We start from the raw sequence: 20516 nt of genomic DNA, 5'->3' as shown, positions 1-20516 counted from the left end.
AAATGAGCGATATAAAAAATATAGAAAATTCAGTTTATAGAATTAATACTTCCAGTGGCTCCGGAACGGGTTTTTACAGCCTAGAGGACGATATAATTATCACCAATTATCACGTTATAGCGGGTAGTCTTGTAGTGAGTGTAGAAGGGCAGGACAAAAACAGATATATCGCAAAAGTAATTTATGCGAATCAAGGCAAGGATATTGCATTTTTAAAAGCTGCTGACTTACCTAAGCCTATTAAAACTATTGTTACAAAGCACAATACAGAAGTAGCTTCAAGAGATAAAATAATGGTTTTGGGGTATCCTTATGGAATGCCTTTTACAGTAACTGAAGGGATTGTCTCTAACCCTAGACAGCTTGTAAACGACAGTAATTTTATACAAACAGATGCTGCCATTAACCCCGGAAATAGCGGTGGACCAGTAATTAATGAAAAAGGTGAATTAATAGGTGTTGTTACCTCAAAATTTTCTGATGCAGACAATATGGGTTTCGCAATTCCTATGGAAACACTTCGCGATGAGCTGGAAATTGTAACCGAGTTAACAGGCATTTACACTATAGGCTGCCATAGTTGTAATGGCTTGATAGAAGAGAAAGTGAGCTATTGCCCCAATTGCGGAAACGATATTGATGAAAAGCTATTTGAGGAAAATCCACTTTCAGATTTCAGCTTAAAGGTTGAAGAAGCAATAAGCAAATTGAATATAGATCCTGTGCTCGCTCGCTCTGGTAACGAACGTTGGTATTTCCACCAGGGAAGTGCAGCAATACGAATGTTTGTTTACGACAACAATTACTTATTTGCCACTTCTCCTTTAAACGATTTACCTCGTAAAAACTTAATAGATATCTACGAGTATATATTAACTGCCGATACTGGTGTGCACCGCCTATCTATTTCTGGCAATCAGATATACCTTTCCTATCGCGTGCATATAAGCGACCTCTATTCAGAAAACAAAGAAGAAATACTTGAGAATATTGCCCAACTAGCCGCTAAGGCAGATGATCTAGACAATCTATTTGTAAATGATTTTGGCGCAAAAATGACGAATTACAGCAAATAACAAAAAAAGGCTTTGCAAAAAGTCTCTTTTATATTAAATCAATCGAAATAAATTAAAAAACAACTTTAAATGGCAACACAATTTATAGTTATCGTTATTCTAGCATTATTGATTCTTAGCAGCATTGTTATTAACAACCAAATAATTGCGAAAAAGAACCAAGTAGCGCAGGCGTATGGAAGCATTGAAGTTTATTTAAAAAAGCGTTTCGATTTAATTCCGAATCTCGTGGCGATGCTCAACAAATACTTAGCTCACGAAAAAGAGATTTTATTAAAAGTAACCGAGCTACGCTCACAAATAGAAAAAGCTGAAGCGCCAAAGGAAAAGATTGAAGCTTCAAACGAGCTAACTAAGGTAATGAGGGGCTTAAACATTAATGTAGAAAACTACCCCAATTTAAAAGCCGACCAACAGTTTTTAAATCTTCAGTTTCAGCTAACCGATATCGAAGACCAAATTTCTGCGGCACGTAGGGCTTACAATGCCGCTGTTACGGCATTCAACAATAAAATACAAATGTTTCCTGCGAGTGTAATTGCAAGCCTTAGAAAAGATGAAACAGCTGCACTTTTAGAGATCCCAAAAGCAGCGCAAAAAGAAGTACATATTAATCAACTTTTAACCCCCTAAAATATGCAAATGTTAGAAAACCTAGAAAGTCCTTGGAATACTATCAATTGGTAAAAAAAGTATGGATAGTATACTACTAGAACGAGTCTATAAAGAAACTAAGGAAGCGTTAAACGCTATTTATAAAGGAAGAAAAAAGGCCTTGTTTTTACAGAAAGTAATGTGGAGTATTACAGGTCTTTTTTTTGTGCTCATATTAATAAATATAGCTTTTGGTTACCTTCCAAATTCTAATAATAGTATTGTAAGTTTCTTTAAACAGTTTCAAGCTACGCCAGACAACCCATATGCAACTATATACCCTATAATTGGCCTGGTTGTTTTGCTTTATCCAACAACATATTTATTTGCTAATAGCTTTCAAAAATTTAAAGAAAAGGAGGCTGCAACCATTTCAAAAATGGTAAAAAGGCTATTTCCAAAAGTAGAATTTACACAACAGCTAGCTGCGCCCAAAAAAGAAATTACAAAGAGCAAACTCTTTGCCTGGGTAAACAAAGGGACCGCTACCTATAGCTATGGGCAAATTAGAGGTCAAAGCAATGACAAAACTGTAAATATTGCCGATATAGGTATTGTAGAGGAAAATGTATCTAATAATTTAATAAATACATTAATGCAGATTCCGTTATTAAATATGTTTGTTATTCTATACCAATATGTGTTGAAAAACACACTAACAAACAAAACTGCAGATAACGCATATTTTACCTACAGAGGGATGTTCTGCTGGCTGAGCTTTAAAAAATCACTCCAAGGACATACCGTTATTTTAACAAATAACCAAAGCTCTAAATTAAACAGGTTTTTTAGCGCCAGTTTTAAAGAAGAACAAAAAGTAGTTTTAGAAGACCCCCGTTTTACAAACGAGTTTATAGTGTATAGCACAGATCAAGTTGAAGCGCGTTATGTATTGTCTACAGCACTTATGGAGCGTATTGTCAAGCTGAAAGAAACCTTTAACCAGCCTATACTTTTATCATTTCAGAATAAAGAAATGTATCTGGCCGTAAAAAGTGAACACGGTTTATTTTCCTTTCCTTCGGGGAAAATAGACAATATAAAAATGGTAGCAGAATTAGCTCACAACATCAGCACAGCTTTAGCTATTTCTGATGAATTAAAACTGAATTAAAACAGCTTCGACTCTAAAAATTAAATTCGGTTTATTGTTTCGATTCCTCTGGGGTTAGCTCTTGAGAAATCGTTTTTTTACGACACCACTCCCCCATATTATAAGCTATTTAACTAAAGAATCCATCTTTATAAAGTTAGTGTGGGTGCTATCTTTAAAGTAATCTACTACAATTTTTCTTTTATCCTTATTTAATGATTTGGGTTCGTAGCTTTCCCAATAATTTGAGGCACTATAGCCTATTTTGTTGTTAAAGTAGTAATTGCAGATTTCCTTATTTTGGGCAAACAAAGTATGTATAGTATAATCTGTATTGTACTCATGTACCGTGTTTTCGTCTATCCCATCGCCATACTTAAAAAAAGTAAGCGTCCAAGAAACTTTTTTATGAGTGTATAAAAAACGATCCTTTTTTATGCGGTTTACTACAAAACTATCTATGGCTATTTTGTGTTTTTCATTTTTTAAATCGAAATTCTTTACAGCAAAAAAATCTTGACGTTGCAGAGCGTAACCACCATTAATTATAGGGGTGTCTCTTGTAATAAGCTCATCTGGACTTAGGTGAATAATTTTAAAGGTCTTGTCATCCAGTTTTGATGTACATCCTAAGCTTAGGATAAAACACAGAAAAGTGAAAATCGCAATAGGTGTTCCCCTGGAGATATTTCTATTTATATTCTTCATTAGTATATTTCAGTACCGTTGTTTCGGTTGTAATTTTTTCTTTTGGATTTAAGTTACAAGCAGACAGAACAAAAGGATTAGTATAAAATTGAATTTCATTTGTTTTAAACTTAGCTAAGGGTATTCTTAAATAACATCTATAACTTTTTCTAATATATAATGTATTGAACAAACAATAACAGCAATCCCTATAATAATCAATAGCCGAATAAAGATTGCTTTCGCCTCTGTTTTGAGCCTTTTGTTCAAATAAAAAACATCGAAAAGCACAAACAACAAAGCGATACATCCCCCTATAAATACACCTATATAAAAGAACGCAAATTCGTATATTAAATAATAAAAAATGGTATAATCTGTAGCGTATTCTGGGCTTGCTCCTAGAATAATCCGCATATAAGTATAAGCCAACAATATCGCTACTAGTGTCCATAAACAGTAGATGACAACTTTTTTAAGAACACGCATAGTTAAATTGGCTTTAGTTGGCTTTATTTATTAATTCCATCAAATTAAACTTTTTATTTAAACGAGGAAGTGCCGTTTTCCCTAGATTAGTTTGTATTTCGGTTATACAAATATCATCGTATTTGCTGCCATAATAATACGACTTGGGCACTAGCGTAATACTATCATTGGTTTTAAAAATTGCGTTTACGCTTATCTCTTGCACTAATGGAGTATCTAGTAAAATAAAGGTTTGTGTTAATTGGTTGTTTATGTAAAAATCTAGCTCTTTAACTCTTCCATTTTGCTTAAAAGTTGCTTCAGATTTAACATAGCCATTTATCAAACTCAATTTAATAGGGTTCATAATAATTTCATCGGCTTCTAATAGATTCTGGTTTGCATATTCACCTTGAAGAAAAGAGTTTTCTAAATCCAGTTGCACACTTATCTTTACATTAGACTTCTCTTTAAAAGCATAAGCCGTTAAGTAACCCGTGTCTGAAAGATTTGAACTTGGGTGCTCTTCATTTTCTATAGTAGCAGTGATTTTAAAATATAGGTTTTCGTTAAAAGACAAATCGGTATTTGAGCAACATCTGCCAAACAGTTTTTCAGACCAACTACTGTAATCTCCTGTTTTTTCTTCATTGTAGTACGCATAAATATCGGGATATGCCGAATTGTTAAAACGTTTCATCTCACCAATACTTAGGCTGTCTATTTTAGCTTTATTCACAGTAACTAAGAGCTCTTTTGTTGATGCTTTAGTAGGCAGACTATCCGTGCTAATTTTAGTAGACTGGGGGGGGGGGGGGGGGTCTGAAGCAATAGCTTGTTTTTCTTTACAAGCAGAAATAAAAATGAGTAAAACAGATGTCATTCCTATAAAAACACTCATTGTAATTCTTTTTATTGACATCATACCTTTTATTCAATCTTTAACCACCTCAGCCTTCAAAACACATTAATCTTCACTTAACTCGATCGTCTCATAAGTGAGTTCAGACTTTTCAGAGTTTAGTAAAGTGATATTCTCTAAATCGTATTTAAAATTGTCTATTTACGTCCAGCTCCGTTTTTAGACTCTCTAAGATTAAGTCCGTAGGCATTAAAGTGTATTGAAATTGTTTTATTCTCTTGGTCTGTACGTATTGTAATTTCGTTGAATGTAGTCTGTACTGTTGCTGTATAAGGCATAGTCCGGCATTTTTCTAATTCTTTTAAGGCCTTAGCATCTTTTGAAAACCAATTTTTTAAAAAGCCAAAATGTTGGTCAGAACATTGGTAACCCAAGTTTAATGCGGTTAAAATTTTACATTTTAAATTACTTCTATTTTCATTGGGTTTTCCATCCCACCAACATTCATTACCTATAAAAGTAGCTACATAGCCTAATGCCGCCTTTTCCTGATCGCTTATAGAATTACTGTAGGCTTCATTTATAAAAATTGAATTAACAAGCTTGGTTTAATTCTTCGTCAAACTTAGCTGCCCTCCATAAAAATTTAACTTGATTGTCGTTCGTTTTAAACCTTTCGGCATCAATAAGTCTTTCGGTATGGTTTATAACATCTTCATCTCCTGCCATAGGGATGCCGTCCATCTTCCACGTAATTTTAATACGTTCACCTGGTATAAAGTTGTATTTGCTGTTTTTTGTGTCCCAATTATAAATTAATGACACATCAGCTGTATCCTTTTTACCGCTTAATATAAAGTAATCGTAATCATCGTTGTAAGCCGAAAACTCGATAGTATCTGTATACACTTTATGTACTGCAATTAACGTATTGGGTCTTATATCGCTACTGTAGGGTGTTTCTTGTTTTTTTTAATAGGCATCAAAAACATAGCCTTCAATCGTATCGTTAGCTAAGTTTGTTGTTATGTATTTTATTTTAACAAACTTTCCTGTAATCTCTTTGCTATTATCGGTTATGGTTAAGGCAGTATCTGTATCTGCTATTTTTTCTACTAGTGCCCCATCCTTAATTTTTGCTATCTTTTTTGATGACAAATTAGCCTCTGAACGTACATTTAGGCCGCTTTCTACATTTATATAATAGTACTCTTGCCCGTAGTTAGCTAGAGAGATAAAAAATACAAAGAAGGGTAAAATTCTTTTCATACGCTAGTTCTTGTTAAAGAGGACAGTGTTATTTGTAAACTTGAAACGATTTCTCCAATTTTCAACCATTTCATAAATGGGGTAATTAGAGAAATCGTTTCAAAAACATACAAAGGATTTGAGCTTTTAGTAGTCCATTTTTATTAGCTCACCATTTAATTTATACGAAAACTGAAAGCTAGTTCCTCCGGTTTCTGGTTTAAGGTCTACAAGATACTCCGTTTTAGTTATATCTCCATTCTTAGGGAAAATGATAGAAGCTATTGCTAAAGTAGGATTGTCAAGGTTTTTTTCACCCTCGAGTTGTTTCTTTGATTTCTCTACCAATTCGCCCAATTTAGAAAGGCTAATTTCATCCCCTAATTGATACATATAATCTGCTGCTTTGGTACCTTCTGGCACTTCCAAGGTTATTTCAGAATTTTGAGTCCATTTGCCCTGTGTTTGGTTCCACTGTCCCATTTTTAATGATTCTGGGTCTTTGGTCACTGTTACCCCCACTATGTTGCCAATACTTTCGTTGTAAACAATATTGACGTCGGTAAAATAGGCATCTTCGCCAAATTCACTCTTTATTTCTTTTTCAATTTCTGAAAAACCTTTAGCAGTTGCTTCTTGGTTTCCAGAGCCTCCACCACAGGAAACCAAGGTGGTGATAAATACTAGTAGTACTATTGATAGTGTTGCTTTTTTCATTTGTTTTGTTTTAATGGTTTAAAAATTTATTGTTGTTGTTCCTCCTCCTCTCTTCCGAAGAAGTAAAATAAAGCGCCACCGCCTAATATGAGAATTACTCTTATAATCCACCCCATAGTAGTACCCCAAATATCTATCCATGCGAGTAGCCTAAAGTTATAATTGAAAATTGAGAGTATCATAGAGATGATACCCATTGCTGCTAGAAGCAGTCCTGCCTTACCTAATTTTGCTGTGATGTCTTCCATATTATTCTATTAAATTTTAGATAAAACTAGGAGATACTGACTTTGTAAAAAATAGAGAATCTATTTCTGGACAGGACAAACAAATAAGTGAGGTGTTTTAACAAATAAACGTTTTTGCACCAAATTGAAAAAGTGCTTATAAATTTTTATTCCAACTAAAAAGTTTGGTAATAAAAGTCTCTTTTTTACGTGATGAAACGGGTATTTTTTTACCGTTCTTTAAATAAATAGTCCCCGATTTATCATACTTATCTATGTATTTTAGATTCACCAGAAAAGATTGATGTGGTCTTGTAAAGCTGTTTTTGGTAAGCTGCTCTTCAAACTCTTTTAACGATTTTGAAGCCAAGTATTTCTTACCGTTATTTAGGTAAAAAGTGGTATAGCCTTTATCAGACTCACAATACAGCAACTCCTTTAAATCTATAATCTGAAAAGAATCTTGAAGCGATAGTATTATTGTTTCGCCGTCGTTGTTATAAGCTTGTTTTGCCGTTTTTAATTGTTGTTTTTGCACTTGTGTAGGCAACTCCATCACTCTATTTAAGGCAGTCTTAAGCTCTTCAATGGCAACAGGTTTTAGCAGGTAATCTACAGCGCCTATTTTTAAGGCTTGCAAAGCATATTCTTCATAAGCTGTAATAAATATAACTCGAAAATTCAGGTTTTCTGTTTGCTCTAAGAAATCGAAACCCGTACCATCAATAAGGTTGATATCTAAAAATATTAAATCGGGTTTACAGGCATTGGCAACAACCACGGCCTCTTTTATAGTTGCACATTCGCCTACCACGTTTATATTGGCGTCTATAAGCTCTAATAGCCTTAAGAGCCCTTTTCTTGTGTTTTCTTTATCTTCTACGATTAATGTTTTCATCATACGGCGGTATCAATTTTATAAGGAATTACCAAAGTGACCAATGTGCCTTGCTCACCAACTTCTTTTCTATTCTGAACACTAATAGACCCCTCTACTTTATAATTCTTCGACATCAATTTTAGACGCTCTTCTGTAATAGTGGTTGCCAACGATTTTTTATTCCTCTTTTTTGTTGGTTTTTCCAATGAAGCACCTATTCCATTATCGGCTATGGTACAGACTAAACCCTTTCCTTTTAAAGCAATTGCAACCTTAATCTCTTTATTGTCTTTTTTTGTAACAAAAGCGTGTTCTATTGCATTTTCAACGAAAGGTTGAATAATCATTGGGGGGATTTTAAATGAAGCTGGATCTATTTGGTGGTCTATAGTGAGGCTGTAATTAAATGGAGGGTCTACATCTAAGTTTTGAAGCGCCATATAGCTATCTATAGTAGCTAATTCGTCAGAGAGTGCCACCATTTTATGCCTGGAGTTTTCCAAGTTATTTCGCAATAGTTTTGAAAATTCAGACAGGTACGAAATAGATTTTTTCTCTTCTTTATTTAGTATCATTCCTTGTAATACCGATAAGGAATTGAAAATAAAATGGGGTGTCATTTGTGTGCGCAGTAATTTTTGCTCCACTATTATATTTTGGTTTACCGCATTGGCATTCCTTAGTTTTAGCGCAAAAATAAACCCACCAGAAAGTATAGAAATTAATAAAATAACGATAATCCCAATAAAGGAATTCCGCTGCGATTTTTCTAAATCTTGAGAGGTAGAATCTACTATTTTGGTTAGCGAAAGTTCTCTAATATTTGCAGAATCTAAGGTCTGTTTATATTTATACTCGTATTCTAACTGGGTTATCTTTTTTATATTTTTTTTATTGAAAAGACTGTCGTTTAAGGCTTTAAAATGTCGATAACTATTAAGTGCCTTTTTAGTATCGCCTAAGTTTTCATAAATAATTGTAAGCAGTTCTTTTGCCCCTCTTTGAGTATCTATAAATTGGTGAGTAACACCTATTTCATCTACTTTTAAAGCTACCTCTAAGGCTTTATTGTATTGTTTTTTTTGAGTGTAAACTTTTGCAATTCCCAAATTAGACCTGCCTATATCTATTGGCAGGTCTAGGTCTTCACTTATTTTCAGTGCTTGTTTATAATAGTCTAATGCTGTATCGTAATTATTAAAAATATATTGAATGTCCCCTATATTATTTAAGCTTACCGCTATCCCTTTTTGATCATTAATGATTTTATATATTTCTAATGTTTTTTTAAAGAGAACTAGGGCTTCTTGATTTTTAGATTGTAGAATTTTAATAGTCCCTATTCCATTTAAAGAGATTGCAACACCCTGTTTTTGGTTTACTTTTTCACTGATGGATAAAGCTTTATTGTAATACTCAATAGCTTTATCATAACGCTCCTGAACTTGATAAACACTGGCAAGATTAGAATATGTAATAATAGTTGCAGATTCCATCTTAGACTCCATCTTACTGTGTATCCATAGCGCTTTATTAAAATTTTCTATAGCGTTAGGCGAATCGTCCTTTTCTGCATAAATACTGCCTATATTAGCGTACAATTTGACTAGCCCTGCAGAATCTTTTATTTTTTCTTTTTGTATTCTAGATTTGTTATAGTTAATAATCGCCTTGTCGTAATAACCTTGGTCTGCATAAATACTCCCTATGTTTTCTATATTGTATGCAACAGATCTTTGATCACCTCTTACTTCATCTATCGCTATACATTTCTCATAACTCTCAATTGCTTTTGGAAAATTCCCTAGACCGTAATACGCATTTCCAATAGTATTGAGACTATAAGAAATTCCTCTTTTATTATTTTGGGTTTTGTAGAGGGCAATAGCTTCATTATTGTGTTCTATAGCTTTTAAGAAATCTGATTTCAACATATCTATATATCCCTTGTAATAAAGAAGTTGTGCTTTACCAGCTGTAAAGCTTAAGGAATCAATTAAATATTCAGACTCTTCAATATAAGCCTCGGCCGTTTTTAAATCTATTTCTTGTAAATCGTAAATCAAGTTGTTTAGCATCCTTACTCTAGTTGTATCTCTTTCTGGATGAAGCTTAAGCTCAAGTTTTAAACTATCTATAACGGCTTGCTGCGCCTGAAGGTGGGGTAGAAAAAACAGCGCACAAAAAATAGAAATGAAGACTTTCAGGGTGAATCTCATAGAGGTAGGTTGCTGTTTAAAGAGAGTATCACTTTATTAAATACTGGGTATATTTATAAAGTTAAATACCAAAATCATTGAACAAGTTTACTAATAAAAAAATGATTCTATCTCTTTTGAAGTAAATTAGAACTGTTTTGCGAGGCGTTTTTGTTGAAAAAACAAAAGAAAATTTATCGGATAACATCTTAAACGCAACACTTATTTATTCTAAACAATCAGATATATATTCTGTATATTTTTTAAAATTCATCCCTGTTTTTGTCTCTGCAATTAGTCAAACTACAGCAATGTCTTATCATTTAAACATCACAACATTAACCAGCTGCAAAACAATTAATTACACCCAAAAGATGATTGTTTGTGATAAAAACACTGAAGTTTAAACCCGATACTTTCCAGAAAGTGAATTAACTCCCCTCCCTGAGTACTAAAGCCTTAACTAGAATATTAAGACCCTTTTATATTAATGTAATTTACTGAAAACTACGAGCGTTTTATATTGAAATATAGCGCACAATTATTATATTTGAGCGAATCCTGAAAACCACTACCCCCAATGTCTGATTTCTGGTTGTATTTTAATCTTGGCCTCAGTCACGTCTTAGACTGGACGGCCTACGATCACATTCTATTTTTAATTGTTCTTTGTGCTGCCTACACTTTTGCATCTTGGAAAAAATTACTGCTACTGGTAACTATGTTTACTGTTGGCCATACGCTTTCATTGCTTTTGGCGCATTATCATATAGTAAGTGTTTCTAGTAAAGTTATCGAGTTTTTAATTCCGGTTACTATTTTGGCAGCGGCACTTTTTAATCTTTTTACCGCTGGCAAAGAGAAAAAAGTTGAAAAAATGGGCATTTTTTATATTGTTACTATTTTCTTCGGATTAATTCATGGTTTGGGCTTTGCTTCATTTTACAATGCAATAGAAAGCGATGCTGGTGTACTCCCATTATTAGAATTTGCCCTTGGTATTGAAGCTGCTCAAATTATTGTCGTACTATTTATTCTAATCGCTGCCTTTATTTTTCAATCCATTTTTCGTTTCAATAAAAAAGATTGGGTGTTGGTCGTTTCTTCACTGGTAATTGGAATGATTATTCCGATGCTCATCAGCAATTGGATTTTTTAAATTCGTTTGAAACTAATCGGGTATTTCCTTTTCACAAAAGAGCTTCCGTCCACTTTGGCAATAACTTAACAACATTTTTTTTGGCAGTGGCGTAACTTCCCAGTAATTTCGTTGTCATATTAAAAAGCATGAAATGGCTGCTAACTAGTTGCAATCCAATCGAAATAATTAAATTGGGCATTCCATCTTCTATTTTCTTGAATATTTTATACAAATGAAAGACAGTAAACAACGTAAGTATGACATCGCCTACCTAAGGATGGCAAAAGAGTGGAGCAAACTCTCTTATTGCGAAAGAAGACAGGTTGGCGCACTTATTGTAAAAGATAAAATGATTATTAGTGATGGCTACAACGGCACGCCCACTGGTTTTGAAAATATTTGCGAAGATGACGATGGGTATACAAAATGGTATGTGCTTCATGCAGAGGCAAATGCAATTTTAAAAGTAGCATCAACTACGCAAGCCTGCAAAGGTGCAACACTCTACATCACCATGTCGCCATGTAAAGAATGTAGTAAGCTAATTCATCAAGCAGGAATTAAACGAATCGTTTATCACAACGAATATAAAGATAGCTCTGGCATCACCTTTTTAGAAAAAGCGGGAGTAAGCATACAACACATTTCAGATTTGGATATAGAATAATGGGAAACTATAAAAAATACTTGCCACTTTGGATAGGATTAGCGCTGGCCGCAGGTGTTTTTATTGGGTCTAAACTCAATTTTAACGATACTACCGAAAAAATATTCGCGACAAATTCAAAAAAAGACAAGCTAAACAGGCTTATAGATTATATCGATTACGAATATGTGGACAACGTAAATACTGACAGTATTGTAGACGTTACCGTAAACGGAATTCTCGAAAACCTTGACCCACATTCGGTTTATATTCCAAAAAGTGAATACGCACACAATGCAGACGATATGCGCGGTGCTTTTATAGGAATTGGCGTTAGTTTTTATGTTTACAAAGATTCCATTGCCGTTATCCGTGCTATTGAAGGCGGTCCTGCAGAAAAAGCTGGAATTAAAGGCGGCGACCGAATTCTATATGCCGATGGAAAAAAACTTTTCGGCGAACTGGTTCAACGCGATAGTATTTCAAATTATTTAAAAGGCGAAATAAATAGTAAAGTAGCCTTAGATGTGTATCGCCCAAGTGAAAACAAAACATTAGAAATAAAAGTTAGAAGAAAGCAAGTGCCTTTGGTAAGTGTTGATGCTTCGTATAAATTAACAGACGATTTAGGCTATATAAAGCTAAATCGCTTTTCTGAAACCACTTATAAAGAATTTGAAAGCGCGCTGGATAAGCTAAAAAATCAAGGGGTTAAAAAATTAATTTTAGACCTTCGCAACAACCCTGGTGGGTATATTTCGACTGCTGAAAGAGTGGTTGATGAATTTTTGGAAGACGAAAAATTAGTACTTATCACTAAAAATAAGAGCGGCGAAATCAATAAAACCTATGCTTCACGCCGTGGCGATTTTGAACATGGAAAACTCTATGTTTTAATTAATGAAAACTCAGCATCTGCAAGTGAAATTGTTGCTGGCGCACTTCAAGATAACGATAAAGGAACCATAATTGGTCGTCGTTCGTTCGGAAAAGGACTCGTGCAACGCGAAATGTCTTTAGGGGACGGCAGTGCTGTTCGGTTGACTATTGCGCGCTATTACACCCCAACCGGTCGCTCTATTCAACGTCCCTACGGCAATGGAAATGACACTTATTATAGCGATTATGAAAAACGGTACCGAAACGGAGAGTTAATCCATGCAGATAGTATTAAAGTTGCCGATTCCTTAAAATATGTTACCCCAAAAGGAAAAGTAGTTTATGGCGGCGGCGGCATTATTCCCGATGTTTTTGTGCCAAAAGATACAAGTGTAGAAAATGAAACCCTTCAATATGTTTCGCGAAGCGGTTTTATGAGCTATTTTATTTTTGAATATCTCGAAAAAAACAGAACCTTCTTTAAAGGTATGAAGTTTGACGATTTTAGAAAAAACTTTCAAGCGGACGAAAAACTTTCAAAAGATTTTATTGAATACGCCAAATTCAACGAGGCACAAATAGATCTATCAAAATACACGGAAGAACTAAAAAGAACCTTAAAAGCAAACATCGCCCAGCAATTGTTTGGTCCAAACGAATACGAGATAATCCTTAACGAAAGCGACCCTATGCTCTTAAAAGTTTTGGAACTGGAAGCAGAAAATCACTTGGATAAACAGTAAAAATTATTTTTTTGCTTTAGCGGCTATTTTCTTCGAAACCAACAAGATGCTTAGTGCCAAAATAGCACACAATCCTGCAAGAACACTTACTGCAGCAATAGAGCTGTCTCCTTCAAAAAGATTATTGAAATCCAATTGGGTAAAATTATATATAACCAACCCTGCTGCAATTGCTATTAATATGTAGATAAAAGTTTTCATTGTTCCTTAATTAAAAAGTTCTTGGATGTTTGAGGTAAAAAGCTTCACGGCAATTGCTAACAAAATTACACCAAATATTTTTTGGATAACAGCAATTCCGTTTTTTCCCAAAAAGCGTTGCAACCTACCTGAAGTTCTCAAAACAACATAAATTATTATTATGTTTACAATTATTGCGATAATAATATTCTGAATTTCATATTCCGCACGAAGGGAAAGTAAGGTTGTTAAGCTTCCTGGTCCGGCGAGCAAAGGAAACGCCAAAGGAAATATAGAAGCTAAATCTGGACTGGTATCCTGTTCTTTAAATAAAGTTACCCCCAGAATCATTTCCAAAGCGATAAAGAAAAGTATTAAAGCTCCAGCAACCGCAAATTCATTGACATTAACCCCAATAAGCTTCAAAATACTTTCTCCTAAAAAAAGAAAAACAATCATAACTACGGCCGCAATTATAGATGCTTTCCCAGAATTAATATGCCCTGTTTTTTCACGAAGACCAATAACAATTGGAATATTCCCAATGATATCAATTACAGCAAAAAGCACCATCGTTGCAGTGATTATTTCCTTAAAATTTAAAACCATACTTTTTAATTTAGGTCCGCAAAATTAGACAATAATATTCGTTGTACTAAATGAAACACGGTTTAATAATTGTAAAAAAATCATAATAAAATAAGGAAACAATTTATATTTGCCGGATGTTTCAACTTGGTAAAACAATAGTATCTGAAGATTTAATTGAAAAGGATTTTGTGTGCAACCTCAATGCCTGCAAAGGCGCCTGTTGTATTGAAGGTGAGGCGGGAGCACCCGTAACTGAAGAGGAAATCCAAATATTGAATGCTATATACCCTAAAGTAAAGCCTTTTCTTCGTCCAGAAGGTATTGCTTCAATTGAGAAACAAGGTACCTATATTAAAACGGACCTTGACGAACTTGAAACCCCTTTGGTTGATGGTAAAGAATGTGCCTACGTAACTTTTACAGATACAGGCATCGCTAGCTGTGGTATTGAAGACGCGTATAACGCTGGAGAAATTGATTTTAGAAAACCTATTTCGTGTCATTTATATCCTGTTCGGGTTCAAGATTACAGTGAGTTTGCTGCCGTTAACTATCACCGCTGGCCTATTTGCGATGATGCCTGTACCCTTGGAAAAGAATTAAAAGTCCCTGTCTATAAATTTGTAAAAGTCGCCCTAATCCGCAAATTTGGTGAAAATTGGTATTCAGAATTGGAAAAGATAGCCGCCAAAATGTAACCTACAACCTCACAATTTATTAATTTATTATTCTGATATTGACTATATTAGTGTTTTATTTCAACACAATTAATAACCCCTTAATATTTTCAATTATGAAAAAACTTATACTAGTCCTTTTTCTTTCTTCAGCAATTATAGGCTGTAAAGACAATCCTGTTAGCAAAAAAATCAAAGAAACTAAAGAAGCAGTTTCAAATACCACCAATGCTGTACAGGAAATGACAAAAATGCAAGACGATATAAAAGAACTACAAGAATTAACTCCTTTAACAAATGCCGAGCTAAAATCCTGGCTTCCAGAAACTGTAAATGGCATGAAGCGTATTAGTTTCAAAGCGGGACAAGCTGGGATGATGAATATTTCTTCCATCGAAGCTGTTTATGCTAATGATGACAAAACAAAAAAATTCGCTATCAGTATCTTAGATGGCGCTGGGCAAGTTGGAGCAACTGCAACTGCTGGAATTAGAATGTTAATGTCTCAAGATTTTGAAGAAGAAGATGAAAACGGCACGCGAAGAACCCTAACAAAAAATGGCACAAAAGCAATTGAAGAATATCGTTCCAGAAATAATAATACTAAAATTCAGCTAATGGAACGCAATCGTTTTTACCTAGAAGCAAATGGTAAAAACATGGATGTTGATGAAACTTGGGATGCAATTGAGGAAATAAATATGAAAAAGCTAGGCTAATAAAATAGCACGTAAAATTTCGTCATAAAAATTTTAACCCTCATTTAATAAATATTTCGAGAACCCAATACCTATCGGGTCATTTCATTATATTTACAACATGCGGAATTTTCTTATTATTTTATTCTTCTTCACTGCTACTGCAAGTTTTTCGCAGAGCGATGCTTTGGCTAAAAATTATTTTGAACAAGGGCAATTTGAAAAATCATTACGCATTTATGAAAAACTAAGCGCAGAAAATCCCTACCGCCTGGATTATTTTATGGGGATGGTTACCAGCCAGCAACAACTTGAAAATTTTGACGCAGCCGAAAAACTACTGCTATCAAAACTTGAAGATGGCAGAAGGTTTCCACAGCTTTTTGTAGAATTAGGCTTTAATTATTCTCTTAAAAACAAGCCCGAACTTGCAACTTCAAATTACAATAAAGCAATTGAAGTTATTGCAGCTAGTCCAAGTTTCGCATACAATATTGGCAATACTTTTATAAAATACAGTTTGCTGGATGAAGCCATATTAGCGTATGAAAAAGCCATGTCTATAAGTGATAAAATGGACTTTAATTCACAACTCGCACAAATTTATGGAGAGCAAGGCAAGCTTGAAAAAATGTTTGAAAGCTACCTTAATATTATCGAGAAAAATTTGAGTTTTAAGAGTACTGCACAACGTTATTTTAGCCTTTTTACTACCGAAGACCCAACGAATGAAGCAAATCTATTGCTAAAAAAAATACTGCTACAACGCTCCCAACAAAACCCAGACATACTTTATAATGAGCTGCTTAGCTGGCTATTTATTCAGCAAAAAGAATACAAAAAAGCCTTTATACAAGAAAAAGCTATTTATAAAAGAATTGGCGAAGACCTAAGCGGAATTACTGATTTGGCATACATTGCCATTGCTGATGAAGATTATGAAAGTGGTAGAGCAATTGTAAATTACATTATTGCTAATTCATTTACCCCACAAAACCGACTTCAAGGCAATCAAATTTTAATGAAAATGGAGGTTAAAACTGCCACTCCAAAACAATTTGCTGAAGTAGAAAAACAATTTGAAACACTACTAGAGGAATTTGGAAATAGTCGTGAAACCTATATGTTACAAATAGACTACAACCATTTTTTGGCGTTTCAATACAACAAAAAAGAACCTGCCATTCAAAATTTAAAAAAACTACTTCAAGAAAAATTAACAGCCTACCAAGAAGCAAGAGTAAAAATGGAACTTGCTGATATTTTGGTTTTAAATGAAAAATTCAATGAAGCTTTAATCTATTATTCTCAAATTCAAAAAAAAGTGCAAAGTGATGTTTTAGCACAAGAAGCTCGCTTTAAAGTGGCACGCACAAGCTATTTTAAAGGTGATTTTGAATGGGCACAAGTTCAATTAGATGTATTAAAAAAATCCACCTCCCAACTTATTGCAAATGATGCCATGCAACTCAGTTTATTAATTCGCGATAATTCCTTGGAAGATTCTACGCAAACCGCACTCAAAAAATATGCCCGCGCAGACCTTTTAGAATTTCAAGATAAAAATCTGGAATCAATTGCTGTCTTGGAAGACCTTCTAACAAACAATAAAGGAGAGAGAATAGAAGATGAAGCACTCTTAAAACAGGGTGAGATCTACGAGAAATTAGAAAAATACTTAAAAGCTGAAGCCAATTACCTAAAAATCATCGAGTTTTATAATGAAGATATTTTGGCCGATGACGCACACTATCGCTTGGCAAAACTATACGAAGAAAAGCTCAATCAACCTGAAAAAGCCAAAAAGCAATACGAAGAAATAATTTTTCACTTTGCCGATAGTATTTTTTTCGTAGAAGCTCGAAAAAAATACAGAACTTTAAGAGGAGATGCCATAAATTAATTCGTATTCTGCAAGATTTTCACAACCTTGCAACTTTAATTTTTTCAACTGAAAATTTCAGAAAAATGTACATCTATAACGTTACCATAAACATAGAAGAAACCATCCATGACCGTTGGTTAGATTGGATGCAAACCGAACACATTCCTGCAATGCTCGCAACGGGAAAATTCAGCAAAGCTTTAATGGCGCGTGTTTTGGTTGAAGAGGAAATGGGCGGAATTACGTATTCGGTTCAGTATACAACAGACAGCAAAGAAACACTTCAGAAATATTACGCAGAAGATGCGCCGCAATTACGCGCACAAAGCAAACCTTTTGAAGGTAGTTTTGTAGCCTTCCGCACCGAACTTGAAATAGTAAGCGAACACTAATGGGAAAAGAAGTACGTGCAAAAAAACACTTAGGGCAGCATTTTCTAAAAGACGAAACCATAGCCGAAAAAATAGGTGACACTCTAACAATGGAAACCTATAAAAATGTTTTGGAAATAGGACCTGGAATGGGCGTACTCACTAAGTATCTAATAGAAAAAGACGCCGCAATAATTGCAATGGATTTAGACACAGAATCCATTGCCTATTTAAAAGAAAAGTATCCTAATAAAAATCTTAAAATCCTTGAAGCAGATTTTTTAAAGTATGATTTATCAATGCTTTTTGGAAAAGAACAATTTGCCATAACGGGTAACTTTCCCTATAATATTTCCACACAAATAGTTTTTAAAATGCTGGAGTGGAAAGAACAAGTGCCAGAATTTACGGGAATGTTTCAAAAAGAAGTAGCTCAACGCATTTGTGAAAAAGAAGGAAGTAAAGCGTATGGAATATTGTCCGTTTTGGCGCAAGCATTTTACGATGCGGAGTATCTTTTTACAGTTCCACCATCTGTTTTTAATCCCCCGCCAAAAGTGGACAGTGGGGTGCTTCGATTGAAACGAAAAGAAGATTTTTCAATTCCATGCAGCGAAAAAATGCTGTATAGAGTAGTAAAAACTGCTTTTCAGCAACGAAGAAAAACACTTCGAAATAGTTTAAAATCCTTCAATCTTTCTGATAAAATAAAAGAAGACACTATCTTTGACCTACGCCCGGAGCAACTTTCGGTTTCACAATTTATAGCGCTCACGCAAAAACTGCAAAACGATGCAATTTCAGCTCACTGAAGAGTTTATTGAACAGGTTGAACAGTACATCGCCAACAATGACGGCGATGCACTAAAGGGATTGCTGCATGATTTTCACTTTGCAGATGTTGCCGAACTTCTCGAAGAACTAAACCACGAAGAAGCCACCTATCTTGTTAAACTTCTTGACAGCGAAGTTACCAGCGAAGCATTAATGGAGCTAGATGATGATTTTCGAGAACGCATTCTCGATAATCTTTCCCCCTCTGAAATTGCCGATGAGCTGGATGAAATGGATACCGATGATGCTGCCGATATTATTGCAGAACTCGACGATGATATTCAAAAAGAAGTAATTGGGCATATTGAAGATATTGGCCACGCCGCAGATATTGTTGATCTTTTACGGTATGATGAAGACACCGCTGGTGGATTAATGGCGAAGGAATTGGTGCGTGTAAAAGAAACTTGGACTGTTGCAGGTTGTGTTCGCGAAATGCGCAGACAAGCTGAAAACGTAACCCGCGTACACTCCATCTACGTTACCGATAAGCATGGAAAATTAAAAGGACGACTTTCCTTAAAAGACTTATTAACCGCTCCGGAAAAATCTAAGATTAGTGATATTTATATCCCTAAAGTAGATTATGTAACAGTGCACACCGAAGGGGAAGAGGTAGCTCGAATCATGCAGAAATACGACTTGGAAGCCATTCCTGTGGTTGATGATAACGGTATTTTAGTAGGGCGTGTAACGATTGATGATATTGTAGATTTTATAAAAGAAGAAGCCGAAAAAGATTACCAGATGGCAGCTGGTATTTCTGAAGACGTGGAGGCGGATGATAGCATTTGGCAACTTACCCGCGCACGGCTTCCTTGGTTAATTTTGGCACTGATTGGTGGGTTTGTAAGTGTTTCTGTTTTAGGAACCTTTTCTGGCGCAATGGCTGAACATGCTAAATTATTCTTTTTTGTACCCCTGATTGCAGCAATGGCAGGGAATGTAGGCGTACAATCGTCTGCAATTGTGCTTCAAGGTCTTGCAAATAATAGCCTAAAAGGATCCGTTTGGAAAAGATTAATTAAAGAAATTTTACTCAGCTTACTAAATGGTTTCATTCTTGCTACCATCCTGGTTGTAGGTGGTATGTTTGTTTTGGGTCTCGACTTTCTTTTTGGACTAACCATTGCAATATCACTTATTTCCGTAATCATAACCGCTTCTCTTTTAGGAACTTTTATTCCTATCATTTTAGATAAAAAAGGAATTGATCCCGCAATGGCAACGGGGCCATTTATTACCACAAGCAATGATATTTTCGGAATTCTAATTTATTTTACAATTGCTAAAATTATTCTCGGATTTTGAAGCCTTCAATTTTTAAGAAACGTATTATCGTTCCACCTTCGGCAATCGATGGATTAAACCATGTAAATAATGTAACCTATTTGCAATGGTGTCTTGAAGTAGCAGAAACACATTGGATTTCAAAAACTACTGAAAAGCAGCGTTCAGAATTTGTTTGGGTGGTTTTAAACCATTTTATTTTGTATAAAAACCCTTCATTTTTAGGTGAAGAGCTTGAAGTACAAACTTGGATTGATAGCCATGAAGGCGTAAAAAGTGAACGACACTATAAAATAGTCCGCCCAGTTGATGGAAAAACGATTGTTGAGGCCAAAACACTATGGTGTTTTTTAGACGGAAAAACATTTCGCCCAGCAAAAATACCTAAAGAAATTGGCGAACTTTTTCAATGACTTCCCGTGGGATAATCAATTCAATCCCCGATATTTTCAATACTTTTGTTGCCCTACA

Annotated in this window: 25 protein-coding genes; 13 read left to right on the top strand and 12 right to left on the bottom strand. The window is 34.7% G+C overall.

Annotated features, from left to right (window positions below):
- Positions 1–2 precede the first annotated feature (2 nt).
- From ABJ955_RS06495 to ABJ955_RS06485, 3 genes are all read left to right on the top strand, one after another.
- Positions 3–1076 (top strand): trypsin-like peptidase domain-containing protein, encoded by a 1074-nt coding sequence (locus ABJ955_RS06495; protein ID WP_347373787.1) that lies wholly within the window; start codon positions 3–5, stop codon positions 1074–1076.
- A 69-nt stretch (positions 1077–1145) separates the two neighbouring features.
- Complete coding sequence (locus tag ABJ955_RS06490; RefSeq protein WP_347373786.1) at positions 1146–1709, top strand: LemA family protein; 564 nt, start codon at positions 1146–1148, stop codon at positions 1707–1709.
- Positions 1710–1770: 61 nt separating this feature from the next.
- The gene (locus ABJ955_RS06485) at positions 1771–2844 is read left to right on the top strand and encodes a DUF3137 domain-containing protein (protein ID WP_347373785.1); all 1074 of its coding nucleotides are present in this window, start codon (positions 1771–1773) and stop codon (positions 2842–2844) included.
- Positions 2845–2949: 105 nt separating this feature from the next.
- Here ABJ955_RS06485 and ABJ955_RS06480 read toward each other — a convergent pair whose 3' ends face one another.
- From ABJ955_RS06480 to ABJ955_RS06435, 10 genes are all read right to left on the bottom strand, one after another.
- Positions 2950–3531: a hypothetical protein gene (locus ABJ955_RS06480; RefSeq protein WP_347373784.1), complete on the bottom strand. Its 582-nt coding sequence runs from the start codon at positions 3529–3531 to the stop codon at positions 2950–2952.
- 126 nt (positions 3532–3657) lie between these two features.
- The gene (locus ABJ955_RS06475) at positions 3658–3999 is read right to left on the bottom strand and encodes a hypothetical protein (RefSeq protein WP_347373783.1); all 342 of its coding nucleotides are present in this window, start codon (positions 3997–3999) and stop codon (positions 3658–3660) included.
- 13 nt (positions 4000–4012) lie between these two features.
- On the bottom strand, positions 4013–4879 hold the full coding sequence (locus ABJ955_RS06470) for a hypothetical protein (protein ID WP_347373782.1): 867 nt from the start codon (positions 4877–4879) through the stop codon (positions 4013–4015).
- Between the two features lie 158 nt (positions 4880–5037).
- Positions 5038–5178, bottom strand: a complete 141-nt coding sequence (locus ABJ955_RS06465) for a hypothetical protein (protein WP_347373781.1) — start codon at positions 5176–5178, stop codon at positions 5038–5040.
- 256 nt (positions 5179–5434) lie between these two features.
- Positions 5435–5749 (bottom strand): hypothetical protein, encoded by a 315-nt coding sequence (locus ABJ955_RS06460; protein WP_347373780.1) that lies wholly within the window; start codon positions 5747–5749, stop codon positions 5435–5437.
- A 63-nt stretch (positions 5750–5812) separates the two neighbouring features.
- Complete coding sequence (locus tag ABJ955_RS06455) at positions 5813–6109, bottom strand: SH3 domain-containing protein (RefSeq protein ID WP_347373779.1); 297 nt, start codon at positions 6107–6109, stop codon at positions 5813–5815.
- Between the two features lie 126 nt (positions 6110–6235).
- Positions 6236–6805, bottom strand: a complete 570-nt coding sequence (locus tag ABJ955_RS06450; protein WP_347373778.1) for a hypothetical protein — start codon at positions 6803–6805, stop codon at positions 6236–6238.
- A 26-nt stretch (positions 6806–6831) separates the two neighbouring features.
- A complete protein-coding gene (locus tag ABJ955_RS06445) occupies positions 6832–7053 on the bottom strand; it encodes a hypothetical protein (protein ID WP_347373777.1) in 222 nt (73 codons plus the stop codon).
- A gap of 136 nt (positions 7054–7189) precedes the next feature.
- Complete coding sequence (locus tag ABJ955_RS06440; RefSeq protein WP_347373776.1) at positions 7190–7933, bottom strand: LytTR family DNA-binding domain-containing protein; 744 nt, start codon at positions 7931–7933, stop codon at positions 7190–7192.
- Positions 7930–10131 (bottom strand): tetratricopeptide repeat protein, encoded by a 2202-nt coding sequence (locus ABJ955_RS06435; RefSeq protein ID WP_347373775.1) that lies wholly within the window; start codon positions 10129–10131, stop codon positions 7930–7932. The genes ABJ955_RS06440 and ABJ955_RS06435 overlap by 4 nt, the downstream gene beginning before the upstream one ends.
- 559 nt (positions 10132–10690) lie before the next feature.
- Here ABJ955_RS06435 and ABJ955_RS06430 point away from each other — a divergent pair.
- The 3 genes from ABJ955_RS06430 (at position 10691) to ABJ955_RS06420 (ending at position 13519) form a co-directional block, all read left to right on the top strand.
- Positions 10691–11269 carry a HupE/UreJ family protein gene (locus tag ABJ955_RS06430; RefSeq protein WP_347373774.1) on the top strand — a complete coding sequence of 193 codons (579 nt, stop codon included), beginning with the start codon at positions 10691–10693 and terminating at the stop codon, positions 11267–11269.
- A gap of 214 nt (positions 11270–11483) precedes the next feature.
- The gene (locus ABJ955_RS06425) at positions 11484–11918 is read left to right on the top strand and encodes a dCMP deaminase family protein (RefSeq protein WP_347373773.1); all 435 of its coding nucleotides are present in this window, start codon (positions 11484–11486) and stop codon (positions 11916–11918) included.
- The gene (locus tag ABJ955_RS06420; protein ID WP_347373772.1) at positions 11918–13519 is read left to right on the top strand and encodes a S41 family peptidase; all 1602 of its coding nucleotides are present in this window, start codon (positions 11918–11920) and stop codon (positions 13517–13519) included. The genes ABJ955_RS06425 and ABJ955_RS06420 overlap by 1 nt, the downstream gene beginning before the upstream one ends.
- Positions 13520–13522: 3 nt before the next feature.
- Here the strand turns inward: ABJ955_RS06420 and ABJ955_RS06415 are convergent, their stop codons facing one another.
- Together ABJ955_RS06415 and ABJ955_RS06410 are read right to left on the bottom strand one after the other, a co-directional pair.
- On the bottom strand, positions 13523–13720 hold the full coding sequence (locus ABJ955_RS06415; protein WP_347373771.1) for a hypothetical protein: 198 nt from the start codon (positions 13718–13720) through the stop codon (positions 13523–13525).
- Positions 13721–13726: 6 nt separating this feature from the next.
- Entirely contained in the window at positions 13727–14308 is a 582-nt protein-coding gene (locus ABJ955_RS06410) for a MarC family protein (protein WP_347373770.1), read from the bottom strand.
- Positions 14309–14424: 116 nt separating this feature from the next.
- Here ABJ955_RS06410 and ABJ955_RS06405 point away from each other — a divergent pair, with 116 nt between their 5' ends.
- The 7 genes from ABJ955_RS06405 (at position 14425) to ABJ955_RS06375 (ending at position 20458) form a co-directional block, all read left to right on the top strand.
- On the top strand, positions 14425–14988 hold the full coding sequence (locus ABJ955_RS06405) for a DUF3109 family protein (protein WP_347373769.1): 564 nt from the start codon (positions 14425–14427) through the stop codon (positions 14986–14988).
- Positions 14989–15083: 95 nt separating this feature from the next.
- A complete protein-coding gene (locus ABJ955_RS06400; RefSeq protein ID WP_347373768.1) occupies positions 15084–15686 on the top strand; it encodes a hypothetical protein in 603 nt (200 codons plus the stop codon).
- Positions 15687–15786: 100 nt separating this feature from the next.
- Positions 15787–17568, top strand: a complete 1782-nt coding sequence (locus ABJ955_RS06395) for a tetratricopeptide repeat protein (protein ID WP_347373767.1) — start codon at positions 15787–15789, stop codon at positions 17566–17568.
- A 65-nt stretch (positions 17569–17633) separates the two neighbouring features.
- On the top strand, positions 17634–17942 hold the full coding sequence (locus ABJ955_RS06390) for a DUF4286 family protein (protein WP_347373766.1): 309 nt from the start codon (positions 17634–17636) through the stop codon (positions 17940–17942).
- Positions 17942–18733 carry a 16S rRNA (adenine(1518)-N(6)/adenine(1519)-N(6))-dimethyltransferase RsmA gene (rsmA, locus tag ABJ955_RS06385; RefSeq protein WP_347373765.1) on the top strand — a complete coding sequence of 264 codons (792 nt, stop codon included), beginning with the start codon at positions 17942–17944 and terminating at the stop codon, positions 18731–18733. The genes ABJ955_RS06390 and rsmA overlap by 1 nt, the downstream gene beginning before the upstream one ends.
- Entirely contained in the window at positions 18714–20066 is a 1353-nt protein-coding gene (mgtE, locus tag ABJ955_RS06380) for a magnesium transporter (RefSeq protein WP_347373764.1), read from the top strand. The genes rsmA and mgtE overlap by 20 nt, the downstream gene beginning before the upstream one ends.
- Positions 20063–20458 (top strand): acyl-CoA thioesterase, encoded by a 396-nt coding sequence (locus ABJ955_RS06375; protein ID WP_347373763.1) that lies wholly within the window; start codon positions 20063–20065, stop codon positions 20456–20458. Before mgtE ends, ABJ955_RS06375 begins: the two co-directional genes overlap by 4 nt.
- The last annotated feature ends 58 nt before the right edge of the window (positions 20459–20516 follow it).

The sequence above is a fragment of the Aequorivita sp. Q41 genome (assembly GCF_039831855.1).
Lineage (GTDB): Bacteria > Bacteroidota > Bacteroidia > Flavobacteriales > Flavobacteriaceae > Aequorivita.
Note: the sequence above shows the minus strand (reverse complement) of the source record. Positions and strands in the feature narration are given on the sequence as shown.